This window comes from Streptomyces sp. NPDC054872 (genome assembly GCF_053610705.1).
The window spans coordinates 62,900-78,236 of the sequence record NZ_JBSGYY010000012.1 but is presented as its reverse complement, the minus strand read 5'-3'; the positions used below and the strand labels follow the sequence as shown (position 1 = coordinate 78,236).

11 protein-coding genes are annotated in these 15,337 nt (G+C 72.0%); 4 read left to right on the top strand and 7 right to left on the bottom strand.

Going from position 1 to position 15,337, the window contains the following annotated elements; genetic code table 11:
- The first annotated feature begins 79 nt into the window (after positions 1–79).
- Positions 80–1,162 (top strand): AraC family transcriptional regulator, encoded by a 1,083-nt coding sequence (locus tag ACWGIH_RS16755; protein ID WP_453445813.1) that lies wholly within the window; start codon positions 80–82, stop codon positions 1,160–1,162.
- Here the strand turns inward: ACWGIH_RS16755 and ACWGIH_RS16750 are convergent.
- Both ACWGIH_RS16750 and ACWGIH_RS16745 read right to left on the bottom strand, forming a co-directional pair.
- Positions 1,081–4,131 carry a tetratricopeptide repeat protein gene (locus tag ACWGIH_RS16750; RefSeq protein ID WP_453445815.1) on the bottom strand — a complete coding sequence of 1,017 codons (3,051 nt, stop codon included), beginning with the start codon at positions 4,129–4,131 and terminating at the stop codon, positions 1,081–1,083. The two genes, ACWGIH_RS16755 and ACWGIH_RS16750, sit on opposite strands and share 82 nt — an antisense overlap.
- Complete coding sequence (locus ACWGIH_RS16745; RefSeq protein ID WP_453445817.1) at positions 4,074–4,571, bottom strand: hypothetical protein; 498 nt, start codon at positions 4,569–4,571, stop codon at positions 4,074–4,076. Before ACWGIH_RS16745 ends, ACWGIH_RS16750 begins: the two co-directional genes overlap by 58 nt.
- 203 nt (positions 4,572–4,774) lie before the next feature.
- On the opposite strand from ACWGIH_RS16745, the gene ACWGIH_RS16740 reads away from it, so the two are divergent.
- Positions 4,775–5,935, top strand: coding sequence for a lipase family protein (locus tag ACWGIH_RS16740; protein WP_453445819.1), 1,161 nt, complete (start codon positions 4,775–4,777; stop codon positions 5,933–5,935).
- A 91-nt stretch (positions 5,936–6,026) separates the two neighbouring features.
- Here the strand turns inward: ACWGIH_RS16740 and ACWGIH_RS16735 are convergent, their stop codons facing one another.
- Positions 6,027–6,893 carry an AraC family transcriptional regulator gene (locus tag ACWGIH_RS16735; RefSeq protein ID WP_453445821.1) on the bottom strand — a complete coding sequence of 289 codons (867 nt, stop codon included), beginning with the start codon at positions 6,891–6,893 and terminating at the stop codon, positions 6,027–6,029.
- Between the two features lie 214 nt (positions 6,894–7,107).
- On the opposite strand from ACWGIH_RS16735, the gene ACWGIH_RS16730 reads away from it, so the two are divergent.
- Entirely contained in the window at positions 7,108–7,893 is a 786-nt protein-coding gene (locus tag ACWGIH_RS16730; protein ID WP_453445823.1) for an ArsR/SmtB family transcription factor, read from the top strand.
- Between the two features lie 81 nt (positions 7,894–7,974).
- On the opposite strand, the gene ACWGIH_RS16725 is transcribed toward ACWGIH_RS16730, so the two are convergent.
- Both ACWGIH_RS16725 and ACWGIH_RS16720 read right to left on the bottom strand, forming a co-directional pair.
- Positions 7,975–8,652 carry a maleylpyruvate isomerase N-terminal domain-containing protein gene (locus ACWGIH_RS16725; RefSeq protein WP_453445825.1) on the bottom strand — a complete coding sequence of 226 codons (678 nt, stop codon included), beginning with the start codon at positions 8,650–8,652 and terminating at the stop codon, positions 7,975–7,977.
- A 239-nt stretch (positions 8,653–8,891) separates the two neighbouring features.
- Complete coding sequence (locus tag ACWGIH_RS16720) at positions 8,892–10,316, bottom strand: MFS transporter (RefSeq protein ID WP_453445827.1); 1,425 nt, start codon at positions 10,314–10,316, stop codon at positions 8,892–8,894.
- Between the two features lie 342 nt (positions 10,317–10,658).
- Here ACWGIH_RS16720 and ACWGIH_RS16715 point away from each other — a divergent pair, with 342 nt between their 5' ends.
- Positions 10,659–11,519, top strand: a complete 861-nt coding sequence (locus ACWGIH_RS16715) for a helix-turn-helix transcriptional regulator (RefSeq protein ID WP_453445829.1) — start codon at positions 10,659–10,661, stop codon at positions 11,517–11,519.
- Positions 11,520–11,604: 85 nt separating this feature from the next.
- Here ACWGIH_RS16715 and ACWGIH_RS16710 read toward each other — a convergent pair whose 3' ends face one another.
- Both ACWGIH_RS16710 and ACWGIH_RS16705 read right to left on the bottom strand, forming a co-directional pair.
- Positions 11,605–13,212, bottom strand: coding sequence for an alpha/beta hydrolase (locus ACWGIH_RS16710; protein WP_453445932.1), 1,608 nt, complete (start codon positions 13,210–13,212; stop codon positions 11,605–11,607).
- 129 nt (positions 13,213–13,341) lie between these two features.
- Complete coding sequence (locus ACWGIH_RS16705) at positions 13,342–15,252, bottom strand: AMP-dependent synthetase/ligase (RefSeq protein ID WP_453445831.1); 1,911 nt, start codon at positions 15,250–15,252, stop codon at positions 13,342–13,344.
- Positions 15,253–15,337: the final 85 nt, after the last annotated feature.

The following is a 15,337-nucleotide window of genomic DNA, read 5'->3' as shown; positions in this document are numbered from 1 at the left end:
TGCCGCCCCGCCCCGGCCGCCGTCGCCCCACGGACAAGAGTCGGAGTTCGAGGAGGCCGGGTACGGGGAAGTAACCCCCATGCCCAGCCGGACCATCACCGTCCACCACGTCCGTGCCATGCTGCACGGCGCCGAGCGCCACAGCATCGACACCGTCCCGCTGCTCCGCACCGCCCAGATCCCCCCGCTCCTGCTCGGCGACGACCGGGCCCGCATCACCGAGGTCCAGTTCGCCCGCCTCTTCCGGGAGCTGTACCGCGCCACCGGCGACGAGTTCCTCGGCCTCGGCCCGGCGGTCAGCAGGCCCGGCACCTTCGCGATGATGTGCCAGGCGTCCCTCGGCTGCCGTGACCTGGGCGCCGCGATGAAGCGGGGCGTCACCTTCTACGGGCTGTTCCCCGGCGGCCCCGACCTCACGCTGGAGCACCGCGAGACGGGCGGCGCCGTCTTCGCCGTACGCAACGATCTCGAACGGGACTACTTCCTCGCCGAGTGCCTCGTGATCATCTGGCACCGCCTGTGCAGCTGGCTGATCGGCCGCCGCATCCCGCTCCACTGGGCCGAGTTCGGGCACCCACCGCCCCCGCACAAGGACGAGTACGAGCTCCTCTTCGGCTGTCCGGTCCGCTTCGGCGCGGCGCGCACGGGTGCCGCGTTCGACGAGCGCTGGCTGGCCGCGCCGCTGATCCGGGACGAGGCGGCGCTGGAGGGAATGCTGGAGCGGGCGCCGTTCGACCTCCTGTCGCGGCGCGAGTACGGGACGACGGTCGCCGAACAGGTGCGGCGCGCCCTGGCCCGCGCGCTGCGGACCTCGCCCCGCCTGCCCTCCCTGGGCGAGATCGCCGCCCGCCTCGCGGTGAGCCCCGCGACGCTGCGCCGCCGCCTGGCCCAGGAGTCCACGTCGTACCAGCAGTTGAAGGACGCCGTTCGGCGTGACGCCGCGATCGCGGGCCTGGCCGAGGGCACGGAACCCATTGCCGACCTTGCCGCACGGCTCGGCTTCTCCGAGGACACGGCCTTCCACCGTGCGTTCCGGCGGTGGACAGGGACGACGCCGGGGGCCTACCGGGTGGCGCATCCCTACGACGACTCGTGGGCGCCGGGGCCCGGGACGGAGCCAGGTTCGGGCTCGGGTCCGGGATCGGCGTCAAGCTGGGGGTGATCATCCGCCGATGTCCCCCACCGGTGGGAGTACGCGACGTGCGACTGCTCCAGCTGCCCCTGGGCCGCGAGGGCGTCGCCCATGTCCTTCAGGGCCGCGGCGTACGAACCGGGGTCGGTCTCCGGGTCCACCAGGGCGAGCACGGCCTGGTACACGGTCACCGCCTCCGCGTAGGCGCCGTCGACACCCTTGTCCCCCAACTGCTCATAGGTGAGGCCCACGTTGTGGAGGTATGAGGCTCGCCCGGCGGTTTCGGGGAAGCTCAGCAGCTCCCCGGTGATCTGCCGCAGCACGGCTGCCGCCTCGGCCAGTTCCCCCATGACGACCAGACAGTTGGCGAGCGCGTTCATGGTGACGACGAGCTCGGCCGGCTGGTCGGCGCGGCGGCGGTACGAGATGGCCTGCTGGTAGTACTCGACCGCCTCCGCCAGGCGCCCGGCGCCGCGATACGTGTCCGCGATGTCGTGCAAGGTGCCGCCATGGACGCCCGGGGACTCCTCGGGGTCGGTCAGCGCGCGGGCCTCCTCGAAGCAGGCGAGGGCCTGCGCGTGCCAGACGGAGGGCCCGGCGAGGTTCCGGTTCGCGTACCGGAACTGCGGGCTTCCGCCGCTGAGGTGCTGGCGTCCCCGGTCGACGAGGCCGCCGACGAGCACGGCCGCCGTCGCCAGGGTCTCCGCGTGATCGGGGCCGAGGACGCGCCGCAGGTCGGCGAGGACCTGCCGGTAGGCGATGACGGAGCCCGCCGTGTCCCCCGCGACGCCCCAGGTGTAGCCGAGGCTGCGGCGGGTGGTGAGGGTGTCGAGGTGATCGGCGCCCAGGACGCGGTCCATGTCGGACACGAGCAGCTCGAAGGTGACCAGGGCAGTGGTCACGTCACCGGAGTCCCTTTGCCAGTAGGCGAGTTCGCGGCGGGTGCCGAGGGTCTCCGCGTGGTCTGGGCCAAGGACGCGGACCCGGTCGGCGAGCAGCTGCCGGTACGCGGCCACGGCTCCCTTCTTGTCCCCTTCCTCGCCCCGGTAGAGGGCGAGGTTGTGGCGGGCCCGGAAGAGGTCGGGGTGGTCGCGGCCCAGCACGCGCTCGCGGTCGACGATGAGCTGTTCAAGGGCGGCGATGGCACCCGCCGTGTCCCCCGCGTCGCCCCACCACAGGGCGAGTGAGCCCCGGGTGTCGAGAGTTTCGGGGTGGTCGTCGCCGAGGACCCACTGCCGCACCACGAGGATCTGCTCCAGCCTTGCCAGGGCGCCCGCGACGTTCACCACGAGGCCGTGGGCGTGGGCCAGTTCGTGCCGGGCGCGCAGCGTGTCGCGGTCGTGCGGGCCAAGGACCCGCTCGCAGTCGACCAATGCCTCCCGCAACCCGGTGAGCGCCTCGTCCGGGTAGCCCGCCATGCCGCGCAGGTCGGCCAGCTGGAGCCGGATGCGCAGGGTCTGGCGATGGTCGGGCCCGAGCCGGTCGTGGGCGAGCCGCCCCAGGGTGCGGAAGTAGACGAGGGCGGCCGTGACCTGGCCGCTCTCCTGGACGCTGTCTCCGGCCAGGAGGAGCACGGGGTGGATGCCGCACCGCCACAGGGCGGGCTCGGCCACCCGTCGTACGGCATCGGCGTTGGCCCGGAGGACCTGGGAGAGCGCCGTGTCGCGTTCGACGTCGGGCCACGCGGCGACGAGCGCGTCGGCGGCCACGACGGCGGTGTCCGCCAGGGCGCCCGGCCGCAGGGATTCGCGGAAGGTGCGCTGGATGAGCTGGTGCACGCGGACGGCCTGGTGCGGGACGCCGGGCGTGTGGTCGACCAGGCTCATGCGGTGCAGGGCGCGCAGCGCTCCGACGGCGTCCTCCGCGGTCACCGGGTGCGGCGTGTGCGGGGTGCGGTGGGCGGCGAGGTGGGCGAGGGCGGGTGGGCTGGTGAGGACGGCCGCCGGTATGCCGTTCGGGTCGAGCAGCGCGATGAGGGCGAGCATGGGCCGGGCGAGACCTCGGGGCCGCATGGCGTCGGCGCGCTCGGCGGAGAGGGACCAGGTGGCGGTCACGGTGACGGTCTGGGTATCGGGCAGCATGCCACGCTCGGGAAAGAGGCGTTCCAACTCCCGGCTGCGCATGCGCAGTTGACGCCGGTACTCGGCACAGGTCACATCCCTGGCCTCCAGCAGATAGGCGGCGGCCTGGGAGAGGGCAAGCGGCAGATCCCCGAGATCCTCGGCAAGGTGGGCCACGCAGCCGGGCGGATCATGCCGAGCGGGACAACCCGTACCCGAACATGCGTCACCGTCACCCCCGGCATCCCTCTGTCCCGCGCTGCCGCACCCCGCATCCAGCACCCGGGTCAGATAGTTGACCGACTCCTCCCTCGCGAAGAGGCCCACCTCGATGCTTCGGCGTCCGTGGCCCGTCAGGACCGCGTCCCTTCGCCGTGTGGTGATCAGCGTCCGGCCCAGTGGGCTTGCCGGGGGCCACAGGCCGCCTCGGTTCAGGGACGGGTCCGCCAGGAGGTCGACCGGGTCGGCCAGGTCGTCAAGGACGATCAGCCAGCGCGGGCCGCCCGCCGGGCGTGGTTCGAGCCAGGCCAGGAAGCGGGCCGCCGCTTGTTCGGAGTCCGCGCGGGCCAGGCCGAGCCACTCCTCGGCAGCCTGGGCGTACGCGGTGACGACAGCCTCGCGGTTGACCGCGGTGACCCACAGGAGCAGGTCGATCTCACCGCTGTCCCGCAGTTCACGCGCATACCGCGCCGCCAGCTGGGTCTTGCCCACACCGCCGGTCCCGGCGAGCACCTGGCCGAGCACGGCCGTTCCCCCGGCGGCCATCTCCCGGGCGAGGCGCCCACCGACCGCACGCCCCTGGAAGCAGTGCGCCTCCTGGGGCAGCACGCCGACCAGATGCGGCCACTCCCGTGCGGGCGGGCCCGCGGCAGCCGGTCCGCTCAGCCCTGCGGCGGATCCGGCGGGGTAGGGCCCGCGGGGGCGGGGGCTCCTTGCCACAGCCCCCCGTGCACCTCGCTGATGTTGATTGTCGCGCCATGGCTCTCGTACGGCCCGACCACGGAGGTCGCGCCGGGCCCCGCGACCGAGATCCCGCCGATGTCCGGCGCGGCGCCGTGCCTCTCGACGAGCGCCTGCAACTGGGCCACCGCCTCACGGCGCCGCGCCTCGTCCAGGGACTCGAGGAGCATCTCGAAGCGCGTACGCCACGAGACCTCTTCGTCGCTGCGGGCCCGCAGGGCGGCATCACCGCCGGGCCCGGTCAGCGCCACCGCCGTCCGGTCGAGACGCGCGAGCTCCGCCCGCTCCCGCTCCTCGTCGCCGCGCCCGAACCACCGGGCCACGGCCTGCCGTATCCCGGCCCACGCGTCCGTTCCCGCTGCCTGCGCCACGGCCAGACCGCCCGCCGCGGCCAATGCCGTCATCGTGCTGTCGAGCATCCCCCCGCCCTTCCTCGCCCACTCGAAGTGCGCCCGAAGGCTCCCCCCTCGAACGTAGCGCCGGAACGGTGCCGGAGACACAGAGTCAACCAAGCTGAGCGGTCCCGTCAGCGCGAAACCTGCTCCCGCGTCACTACCGTCAACGCCTGCACGGCGCACACAGAAGGAACACCCCAGCCATTGAGGACTGTTGGGAGAGCCGCATGCACGTTCGTACCAGCGCAAGAGCCCTGGCCGTGGTGGCCGCGCTCGGACTTTCGGTCGTCACCCCGGTGACGGCGCAGGCCGCCCCGGCGGCGGAGGCCGCCGCCCCCGGCGACATCGTCAGCTCCGCACCGAGCAGCTTCCATCCGCTGCCGGGCCAGCCGACCCACACCAAGGCGTGGAAGATCAACTACCGCTCGACGACGGCGCGGGGCGAGCCGAACACCGTCTCCGGCACGGTCATCGTGCCGCAGGACGGCAGGAAGGGCCCCCGCCCCCTCATCACGTACGCCGTCGGGACGATCGGCATGGGCGACCACTGCGCCCCGAGCGCGGGCTTCCCTCGCGGCACGACCCTCGAAGCCAACCTCATCCAGCAACTCACGCTGCGCGGCTGGGCGGTCGCCGTCACGGACTACGAGGGTCTCGGCACCCCCGGCGACCACACCTACACGGTCGGCAGGGCCGAGGGGCACGCCATGCTCGACGCCGCCCGAGCCGCGATCCGCCTCCCGGAGGCGGGGCTCGGCGCGGACACCCCGGTCGGCGTCATGGGCTACTCGCAGGGCGGGCAGGCGGCGAGCTGGGCGGCCGAGCTGCACGGGTCGTACGCCCCCGACCTGAAGGTCAAGGGCACGGCGGCCGGTGGCATCCCGGGCGACCTGATGAGGGTGGCGGACTTCAACGACGGTTCGTACGGCTCCGGCCTGATCTTCATGGCCGCGATCGGCCAGAACGCGGCCTTCCCCGAGCTGAACCTGGAGTCGTACCTGAACCCGGCGGGCAAGAAGCTGATCGGCGCCCTGCGCAACAGCTGCGTGGCCGACGGCGCGGTGCTCGGCGCCTTCAAGAAGATCGACGACATGACGGTGAAGAACCCCCTCGACCAGCCCGACTGGCAGCAGCGCCTTCGCGAGTCGCAGGTCGGCACGCGGGCTCCGGACGCACCGGTGTACCAATACCACGTGATCACCGACGAGTTGATCCCGTACGGCGTCGGCAAGCAGGTCCGCAAGGACTGGTGCGCCAAGGGCGCGAACGTGGAGTGGCACACGGTCCTGCTGGGCGAGCACGTCTCGGGGGTCATCACGCAGTCACCCCTGGCGGCGAACTGGCTGGCGGACCGGTTCGCGGGGAAGCCGGCGCGGGGGAACTGCTGAACGGTGCGGAGGGCTGAGGGCGGAGGGCGAGGGCTGTGGGCTGAGGGCTCGCGGCGGCTTCGGAAAGGAAGCCGCCGCGAGTCACTGCTGCTCAGCCGGCCGTCCGCTCCACCGGAATCCACAGCTCCGCGTCCGCGTCCGTCCCGTCGTCCGACAGGCGGGTCCGCAGGATCTCGGGCCCCGGCCTGCTCTGGTACGGATTCGACGGGAACCACTGCGTGAACACGTCCCGCCACATGTACTGAAGCGTCTGCGGAAACGGCCCCGAGCTCTCGAACACGGCCCAGCTCCCCGCGGGAACGGCGAGCGCGTCCATGTCCTCCGGCACCGCGGCACTGCTCACCACACCGTGCCAGTAGTCGAGTTCGGTCCCCTCGGCGCGGCTCTCGTCGAGCTTGTCGCTCACCGAGATGATCCCCTCCGGCTCCTGGTCGGACAGGCTCTCGATGCGCTGCAGCGTCTCCCTCCCGAGCCCACGGATGAACGCGGCGATGTCCGGGTTCACGCCTTCATGCACGAGCGGCACCCGCGCCTTCCGTCCGACGACACGGAACTCGTCCTTGTCCACGACCTTGTACCGCATGCTGCTGTTCCCTTCGACGATGAGACGGAAGGACATCCGAGGCTGGGACCGCAGCGTCGCCCCGCCCCGCCTGGCCTCACCGGGCCCGACCCCGTGCATGCCGCGGAACGCCCGCGCGAACGCCTCGCCCGACGAGTAGCCGTAGCGCACGGCCACTTCGAGCAGCGTCCGCTCCCCGTCGAGCACCTCGGCCCCCGCGACCGTCAGCCGCCTGCGCCGGATGTACTCCGACAGCGGCATCCCCGCCAGCGCGGAGAACAGCCGCCGGAAGTGGTACTCCGACGTCACCGCCGTCCGCGCCAGGTCGGCCACGTCGATCTGCCCGTCGAGGCGGGCCTCGATGTGCTCCATGGCCTGGTTCAACCGCTCCAGCACCCGGTTCTCCTTCCCTTGCGTCACTCACGTTAGGAAGGTCCCACCCTGCCGGACCCGACATCCTGTGCCCGGTCCGGTCGGGCTCACAGGGCGCGTGGCGCGTGCGCGTGCGCGAGGCGCTCGGAGCTCGGAGCTCGGAGCTCGGAGCTCGGACATGGCCGACTTGACAGGCAACCAAATGGTTGCCAATTTTGAAGGGAGGGGGTTGGATGACATGGACGAGGTGTTCAAAGCACTCGCGGACACGAGCCGAAGGCTGCTGCTCGACCGGCTGAACGAGCGTGCCGGGCAGAGTCTGCGCGAGCTGTGCGCCGGGCTCGAGATGTCCAGGCAGGCGGTGTCCAAGCACCTGGCAGTGCTGGAGGGCGCGGGCCTGGTCACGGTGGTCCGGCACGGCCGGGAGAGGCTGCACTACCTCAACCCCGTACCCATCCACGACATTGCCGACCGCTGGATAGACCAGTACGAGCGGGGCCGGATGGCCGCGCTCGGCGATCTGAAGCACGCCCTGGAAGGAACGGCGATGAGCAAGCCCGAGTTCGTCTACACGATCTACATCCACACCACGCCCGAGAAGCTCTGGGAGGGTCTGACCAGCCCGGAGTTCCTGAAGCAGTACCACGGCGGCTGGGCGCCCTCCTCCGACTGGCAGGTCGGCTCGAAGGTGCTGTGGCCGGTCGAGGACGGCGGCGAGCCGCAGGACCTCGGCCAGGTCGTCACCGAGTCGGAGCCCGGCAAGCGGCTCGCCTACACCTGGCACACGCTGCAGCCGATGCACCAGGAGATGTTCGGCATGGGCGACGAGGAGTTCGCCGAGGCGGCCAAGGAGCGCTCGAAGGTCACCTTCGACATCGAGCCCTCCGAGGAGCCGGAGCTGGGCGTGAAACTGACCATCACGCACGACGGCTTCACCTCGGCCGACTCCAAGATGCTCGAGGGCGTCAGGGAAGGCTGGACCATGATGCTGTCGGAGCTGAAGACGATCCTCGAGAAGGCCTGAGCTCGCGCTTCCGGGGCGTCCGGGGCGTTCGGCTCGATCAGCGCGATCGGCGCTTCCGTCGCTTCAGGTGCTTTCGGCGCTTCAGGCGGGGAGCCGTGGCTCCCCGTGCCACCGCCACGACGTGAGCCGGTCCCGCCCCGCCAACTCCCCGCGCCCGGTGGCCCACAGCAGAGTCGGCCACGGTTCCGCGCCCGAGCCCGAGCCCGAGGGGGCGTCCGGGAACAGGCGGTGGAGGACACGGGCGCACACATCGGCGGGCGGGTTCCACTTCAGCCCCAGGCCCGCGGCCAAGTCGTACGTGTGGACCAGGGTTTCCACGACCCCCATCGCCGCGAAGCCCTCCGGGTCGGACACCCCGAAGCCGTGGTACGCCCGCGTCGTCGGCGGGGCCGTGCGCACCATCGCGATCAGCAGCGCGCCGCTCGACTCCAGCACCTGGAGGAGGCCTGCCGGGCCCGCCGTACGGTTCGCGTGGATGGCGTTGGACGGGCCGCCCGGCCTGCGCGGCTCCCAGATGAAGGGGACCTCGTCCGTCAACGGCGGCTGTCGCGGGCCGAGTTGAGCCGCGTACGCGAAGAGGTCGTCGGCGAGGTGCTCGACCGTCTCCCAGCAGTCCCACTCCAGCGTGCCCGCCTTGCCGTCCCAGGCGGCCGGGGGCGCTTCTCGGAGCGTGGCGAGGGCGAGCTGGACCGCGCGGTCGAGGTCGTCGGGGGTTACGGAGCCGGGCGTTGCGGGTTCTTGTTCGGCTTGTCGGCGCATGCGGGAACGGTAGCCGCGCGTCGGGGGCAGGGGCAGCGGAGGGGCAGGGCAGGGGCTGGGCAGGGGCGCTGCGGGGGTTGCAGGAAAATCCCGGTTGGGGAGGGCTTTTCGGGGCCTTGGGCGGGATTTTTCTGCAATCGGGGGGGCGCGGACCGGCCACACACACGGACGGGCCTCCCACGGACCGGCCTCCCACGAGCTGGCCCCCACGGACCGGCCTCCCACGGACTGTCCCCCGCTCAGCGGCGGCCGTCCCTCGGCAGGAGCCATGCCGCGAGGGCCGTCGTGGCGCACAGGAGCAGACCCACCGCGAGGAGCGCCTCCCGCATTCCCGTGACCGAGAAGCCCGTCCCGCCGTCCGCTGCCAGGAGCGCGCCGAACAGCGCCACCGCCATCGCGCCGCCCGTCTGACGAAGCGCGTTGAGGAGGCCGGATGCCGTGCCCGCGCGGTGGGCGGGTACGGCGTCCATCAGCAGGGCGGTCAGCGCGGGCACCGCGAACGCGCCGCCCATGCCCGTGGGGATGAGCAGGACGAGCACCAGCCAGAGCGGGGTGTCCGCGGCCAGCGGCAGGAGCACGAACATCGCGAGCGCGAGCACCGCCTGGCCCGCCACGATGACCCTGCGGCGGCCGACGCGCTCGGCCATGCGCGGCGAGACGAGGTTCGTCGACGTGATGATGACCGCGAGAGGCACGAACATCAGGCCTGCCGCGATCGCCGACATCCCGCGCAGTTGCTGGAAGTAGAGGCCGAGCAGGAACACGATCCCGTAGAAGCCCGCGTTGACGGCGAAGCCGATGGCCAGCGAGACGCCGACCCTCCGCTCCCGCAGCAGCCCGAGCGGGACCATGGGCGCGCGGTGCCGCTTCTCGGCGGCGTAGAAGCCGAGGCCCGCCGCGACGGCGAGGGCGGCGGCGCCGAGCACCGGCGCACTCGTCCACCCCAGGTGACCGCCCTCGATGACCGCGAACGCGAGCCCCGCGAGGGCGAGTACGGCGGTGGCCTGACCGGCGACGTCGATGGGCGCGGGGCGCCGCGCGGAGGGAGCGGTGCGGGCGAGGAGGGCCAGGATCACGGCCCCTATCGGCAAGTTGAGGAGGAAGACGGCACGCCAGCCGGCCGCCTCGGTGAGTACGCCGCCGAGTACCGGCCCGGCGGCCATGGCCACGGAGCCGCCCACCGTCCACAGCGCGATGGCGCGGGCACGGCGGCGCGGGTCGTCGTACGCCTGCCGGATCAGCGCGAGCGATGCGGGCATGACGATCGCCGCGGCCCCGCCCTGCGCCACGCGGGCGGCGATGAGGGCACCGATGCCGGGGGCAAGGGCGCAGGCGAGCGAGGCGAGGGTGAAGAGGCCGACGCCCCAGGCGTACGCACGCCGAGCCCCCGCCCGGTCGGCGAGGGCCCCCGCGGAGAGCATGAGGGCGGCGAACATCAGCGTGTACGCGTCCACGACCCACTGGAGCCCAGCCATGCCGCCGTGGAGGGAGGCGCGGATGGCGGGCAGGGCGATGTTCACGGCGGACACGTCGACGGTGATGACGGTGAAACCGAGGAGAGAGGCGAGGAGGGGGGCGAGGGTCGGGGAGCGGTGGGGGGTGGTGGGCGGCTTGGTGCTGAGGGATGCGGGGGTGGAGGCGGGGACGACGAGGGAGGACGGCATGACTGATGACTCCGGGGCAATCGGCCGGGTGGGCGGGAAAGGCCTGTTCGGCAAGGTGGCACTGCGGGGCAAACGGGCGGGTGGGCGGGAAAGGCCTGTTCGGCAAGCAGGCACTGCAGGGCAAACGGGCGGGTGGGCGGGAAAGGCCTGTTCGGCAAGCAGGCACTGCAGGGTGACCGGGCGGGTGGGCGGGAGAGGTCCTTGGGGCAACCACAGCCACGGAGCACAGCGCAACCGGCAGCACCCCAAGCCTCCACCCAGGCCCGCCGCCCAGGCAGACCGCAGCGTTCCTGGCCCTGACACGGCCCCCCACACCCCGCCCCCACCGGGGACAATGGACGGATGGCGAAAGCAGAGGGCACGGGTACGGAACTGGGCAGGTATCTGCGGGCGAGGCGCGCGCAGGTGACGCCCTCCGAAGCCGGCCTCCCGCAAGGGACAGGCCTGCGCCGCACCCCCGGCCTCCGCCGCGAGGAACTCGCCACCCTCGCCGGGGTCAGCGTCGACTACTACACCCGCCTGGAGCGGGGCCGCGAGACGAACCCCTCCCCCTCCGTCGTGGACGCCCTGGCCCGCGCCCTGCGCCTCAGCGGCGACGCCCACGAGCGCCTGCACGAACTGGCCGAGCTGGCGTCGGGCCGCCTCACGGAGCCGCACCCCACCCCCGGGGACACGGTCCGCCCGAGCATCCAGCGCATGCTGGAGAACCTCAGCCCGTCGCCCGCGTACGTGGTCAGCCGCCACAGCTATATGCTGGCCGCGAACCCGGCCGGACGCCGCCTCCTGCCGGGTCTGTGGGACTGGCCCGCGGAGAAGCGCAACGTCACGCGCTATCTGTTCCTCCACCCCGTGGGCCGCGTGCTCTACCAGCCCTGGGAGGAGACCGTCGCCACGTCCGTCGCGCACCTGCGCGCGGTCGGCGGCGTCGACGTGGACTCGCCCCAGCTGGCCGCACTGGTCGGCGAACTGCTCCTGAAGTCACCGGACTTCGCCCGCATCTGGGAGCGCTACGAAGTCAAGGAGCGCGGCGGCGGCACCAAGACGTTCGACCACCCGAAGGTGGGCGCGATGACGCTCACGTACGAGGTGATGAGGCTGGCGAGGACGGACGGCCAGCGCCTGGTGGTCTACCAGGCCGAGCCGGGCAGCGCGGACGAGGAAGCGATGCTGCGCCTCGACCCGGCGGCCCGCACCACCCGCTGACCACGAGCTACGCACGAGCCGCCGTCACTCCTCAATCGGCACTCCGCACCTCACCCCTCGCCCCCACCCCTCACTCCTCTCACCGTCACTCCTCCTCTTCCACCCCGCACGAGCTCCCGGTCCTCGGCATCTCCCCGTACAGCAGGAACCCGTCCACCTTGTCCCGCACGCACTTCGAACCGGCGTAACCGGTGTGTCCGTCACCCTTGTTGTCGAGTACGACGGCGGCGGAGCCGAGCCGCTCGGCGGTCTCCTCGGTCCAGCGGTACGGCGTGGCCGGGTCGCCCCGGGTGCCGACGAGGAGGAAGTCGGGGCTCTTGACGTCGCGTACGTCGTCACGGATGTAGTCCGTCCCCGCGGGGCGGCCGTAGCAGAACAGCACCGGCATCAGCATCGACTGACCGAAGATCGCGGAGGTCGACTCGAACTCCTTCTGGAGCTTGCCCACTTCCTTTTCGAGGCTGTCCGCGTCCGGGCGGTCCGGGTCGTCGGCGCAGTTCACGGCCATGAGCGCGGCGGCCATGTTGTCGGCGGGGATGTCATGCGGCGCCTTGACCTGCTGCTCCAGGGAACCGCTCATCCGCAGCAGCGCCCTGGGGTCACCGTCCGCCAGCAACGCGCCGAGCGCCTGCGAGAGCGCGGGCCACGACTGCCTGCTGTAGAGCGCCTGTCCGAGTACGTCCACGACGTCCTGCCCGGTGAACTCCGCGCCGTCCTGCGACTGGAGCGGATACGTGTCGAGCCCCTTGATCAGCTCGACCATGTTGCCGCGTGCCGCACGCGAGTCGGTCCCGAGGACACAACCCGGGTTGCCCGTGCACCACTTGACGAAGTTGTCGAGGGCCGTCTGGCGTCCTTCCGCACTCGCCAGGGCCTGCTCGGCGACGTCCTCGGTCAGCGTGTCCACGCCGTCGAGGACCATCCGCCCGACGTTCTTCGGGAACTGGGCGGTGTATACGGCACCGAGCCGCGTCCCGTACGAGAAGCCCAGGTAGTTGAGCTTCTTGTCGCCGAGCACCTGCCGCATGACGTCCATGTCACGCGAGACGTTGACGGTCCCGACGTACGGAAGGACGGGACCGGAGTTCTTCTTGCACTCCTCGGCCATCTTGCGCATCTCGTCGAGTACGGCGCCGGGGTCGTCGGAGTCCTGCTGCATCTCCGGCTCCCGCGCCTCGGCGTCCCCGCAGCTGACGGGCGAGCTCTCGCCCACACCGCGGGGATCGAAGGAGACCACGTCGTATCCCTTGCCGAGATACTCGAACTCCTTCTGCGAGTTGAGGAGCCCGGAGACCCCGGCGCCACCGGGGCCCCCGAAGTTCAGGAGGAGCGAGCCGCGGGGCTCGCCGCTGGACTTGACGCGGACCATGGCGATCTTGACCGTGCCGCGCCCCGGCTTCGCGTAGTCGAGGGGGACGGTGATCTTGCCGCACTGGACGTTCTTGTCGTTGGCCACAGGGGTGGCGTCGGGGTCGGCCATGAGGCCCGCCCCGCCGTCCTCGCAGGCGCCCCATTTGATCTTCTGCGTGTAGAAGCGGGAGAGGTTGGGCGAGGGCTCGGACGAAGACTCGGACGAGGGCTCGGACGTCGGACGCCCGGCACTCGATCCCGCGCCCGCTCCCGTACTCGTACGGGTACCCGTACTCGTACCCGAACCCGCGCTCGCGCCCGGCAGCCAGGCCCCTGTCCCCATGACGGCCAGCGCTGTCACGCCGGCGAGTGCAACTGCTCCACGCACGGCAACCTCCCTGGGTCTGCCCCTCGATCACCCTAAGCGCGGGGCAGCGACCCCGCCCGTCCAGGTAACAGCGAGTGACATCCGCTACCGTGCGTTACCTCCGTGCCCGTAAAGCCCTTCGATCTCCTCCGCGAAGTCCCGCTCGATGGCGTCCCGCTTCAGCTTCAGGGACGGCGTCAGATGGCCGCTCTCCTCGGTGAAGTCCACCGGCAGTACGGCGAACCGCCGGATGGACTCGGCGCGCGACACGAGCTTGTTGGCCTCGTCGACGGCGCGCTGCAGGGTCTCGCGCAGATCGGCGTCGTCCACGAGGTCGGCCAGACCCGTGTGTGCCTTCTTCTTCATGCGGCACCAGTGCTCGATGCCGTCCGCCTCCAGCGTGAGCAGGGCGGTGATGTACGTCCTGCCGTCGCCGACGACCATGCACTGGCCGACCAGCGGGTGGGCGCGCAGCCAGTCCTCGAGCGGGGCCGGGGCCACGTTCTTGCCGCCGGTGGTGATGAGGATGTCCTTCTTGCGCCCCGTGATGGAGAGGTATCCGTCGGCGTCCAGGGCGCCGATGTCCCCCGTGGCGAACCACTCGCCCCGCGCGGGCACGGCACGCCCCGCCTGCCCGTCCCAGTACCCGCCGAAGACCTGCCTCCCGGCGAGCAGCACCTCACCGTCGTCCGCGATCCGCACACGGGTGCCCGGCAGCGGCCAGCCCACCGTGCCGAGCTTCGGCTTCAGCGGGGGTGTCACGGTGGCCGCGGCGGTGGTCTCGGTCAGCCCGTAGCCCTCGAAGATCTCGATGCCCGCGCCCGCGTAGAACGCGGCGAGGCGGCGCCCCAGCGGTGAGCCGCCGCAGATCGCGTACCGCACCTTGCCGCCGAGCGCCGCGCGGATACGCCGGTAGACCAGCGGGTCGTACAGCGCGCGGGCCAGCCGCAGCCCGAAGGACGGCCCGGGGCCCGTGCCGTGCTGCCGGGCCTCGACCGCCTCGCCGTAGCGGACGGCGATACGGGCCGCGCGGTCGAAGGAGGAGGCGCGGCCCATCTTCTCCGCGGTGGCACGCCCGGTGTTGAAGACCTTTTCCAGGACGTACGGGATGGCGAGCAGGAAGGTGGGCCGGAACCCGCTGAGATCCGTCAGCAGATCCTCGGTCTGGATGCTGGGCGCGTGCCCGAGCCGTACCCGGGCGCGCAGACAGCCGATGGCGACCATGCGTCCGAAGACGTGCGAGAGCGGCAGGAAGAGCAGCGTGGACGCGGGCTCCTTGCTGACGGACTTGAAGACGGGATGGAGCAGTTCGATGGCGTTGTCGACCTCGGCGAAGAAGTTGCCGTGCGTCAGGACGCAGCCCTTGGGCCGCCCGGTGGTGCCGGAGGTGTAGATGAGCGTCGCGACGGAATCGGGCCTCAACTCGGCGCGCCTGCTGTCCACTTCCTCGTCGGGGATCTCCGCCTGCCGCCCCAGCTCGGCGAGCCGCCGTACGTCCCCCTTCTCGAAGCACCACAGGTGTGCCAGATCGGGCATCCGGTCCCGCTCGGGCCCGAGCGAGGCGGCGAGCGCCGAGGTCTCCACGGCGAGCGCGACGGCGCCGGAGTCCTGGAGTATCCACCGGGTCTGATAGGCGGAGGAGGTCGGATAGACCGGCACGGTGACGAGCCCTGCCGCCCAGGCCGCGAAGTCGAGCAGCGTCCACTCGTACGTCGTACGCGCCATGATGGCGAGCCGGTCCCCCGGAGCAAGCCCTTCGGCGATCAACCCCTTGGCCACGGCGCGGACTTCCCCGGCGAAGTCCGCGGCGGACACGTCCCGCCACCGCCCGTCGTCGCCCTTGCGGGACAGCACGGCTTCGGCGGGCGCCTCACGGGCGTTGTCGAAGGGGATGTCGGCGAGGGACCCGCTGTCGGCGACCGCGGCGAACGGCGGCACGGAGACTTCGCGCACGACGCCGTCGAGATGGCGCAGGTGGGGTTCCACGAGGGCGGGCTGGGGGGCGACGGGGGGCATGGGGGCGACTCCTTGTCGGTGAGGGGGCGGGGCGGGGAGGCGGTCCCTCCGGGGTGGGGGGACGGGAGAAGGCGGTCCCTCCGGC

Excerpts from the sequence above, each read along its gene's own strand:
- ACWGIH_RS16755 (WP_453445813.1), top strand. The coding sequence starts at position 80 with ATGCCCAGCCGGACCATCACCGTCCACCACGTCCGTGCCATGCTGCAC.
- ACWGIH_RS16745 (WP_453445817.1), bottom strand. The coding sequence starts at position 4,571 with ATGCTCGACAGCACGATGACGGCATTGGCCGCGGCGGGCGGTCTGGCC.
- ACWGIH_RS16740 (WP_453445819.1), top strand. The coding sequence starts at position 4,775 with ATGCACGTTCGTACCAGCGCAAGAGCCCTGGCCGTGGTGGCCGCGCTC.
- ACWGIH_RS16730 (WP_453445823.1), top strand. The coding sequence starts at position 7,108 with ATGGACGAGGTGTTCAAAGCACTCGCGGACACGAGCCGAAGGCTGCTG.
- ACWGIH_RS16725 (WP_453445825.1), bottom strand. The coding sequence starts at position 8,652 with ATGCGCCGACAAGCCGAACAAGAACCCGCAACGCCCGGCTCCGTAACC.
- ACWGIH_RS16720 (WP_453445827.1), bottom strand. The coding sequence starts at position 10,316 with ATGCCGTCCTCCCTCGTCGTCCCCGCCTCCACCCCCGCATCCCTCAGC.
- ACWGIH_RS16715 (WP_453445829.1), top strand. The coding sequence starts at position 10,659 with ATGGCGAAAGCAGAGGGCACGGGTACGGAACTGGGCAGGTATCTGCGG.
- ACWGIH_RS16710 (WP_453445932.1), bottom strand. The coding sequence starts at position 13,212 with ATGGGGACAGGGGCCTGGCTGCCGGGCGCGAGCGCGGGTTCGGGTACG.
- ACWGIH_RS16705 (WP_453445831.1), bottom strand. The coding sequence starts at position 15,252 with ATGCCCCCCGTCGCCCCCCAGCCCGCCCTCGTGGAACCCCACCTGCGC.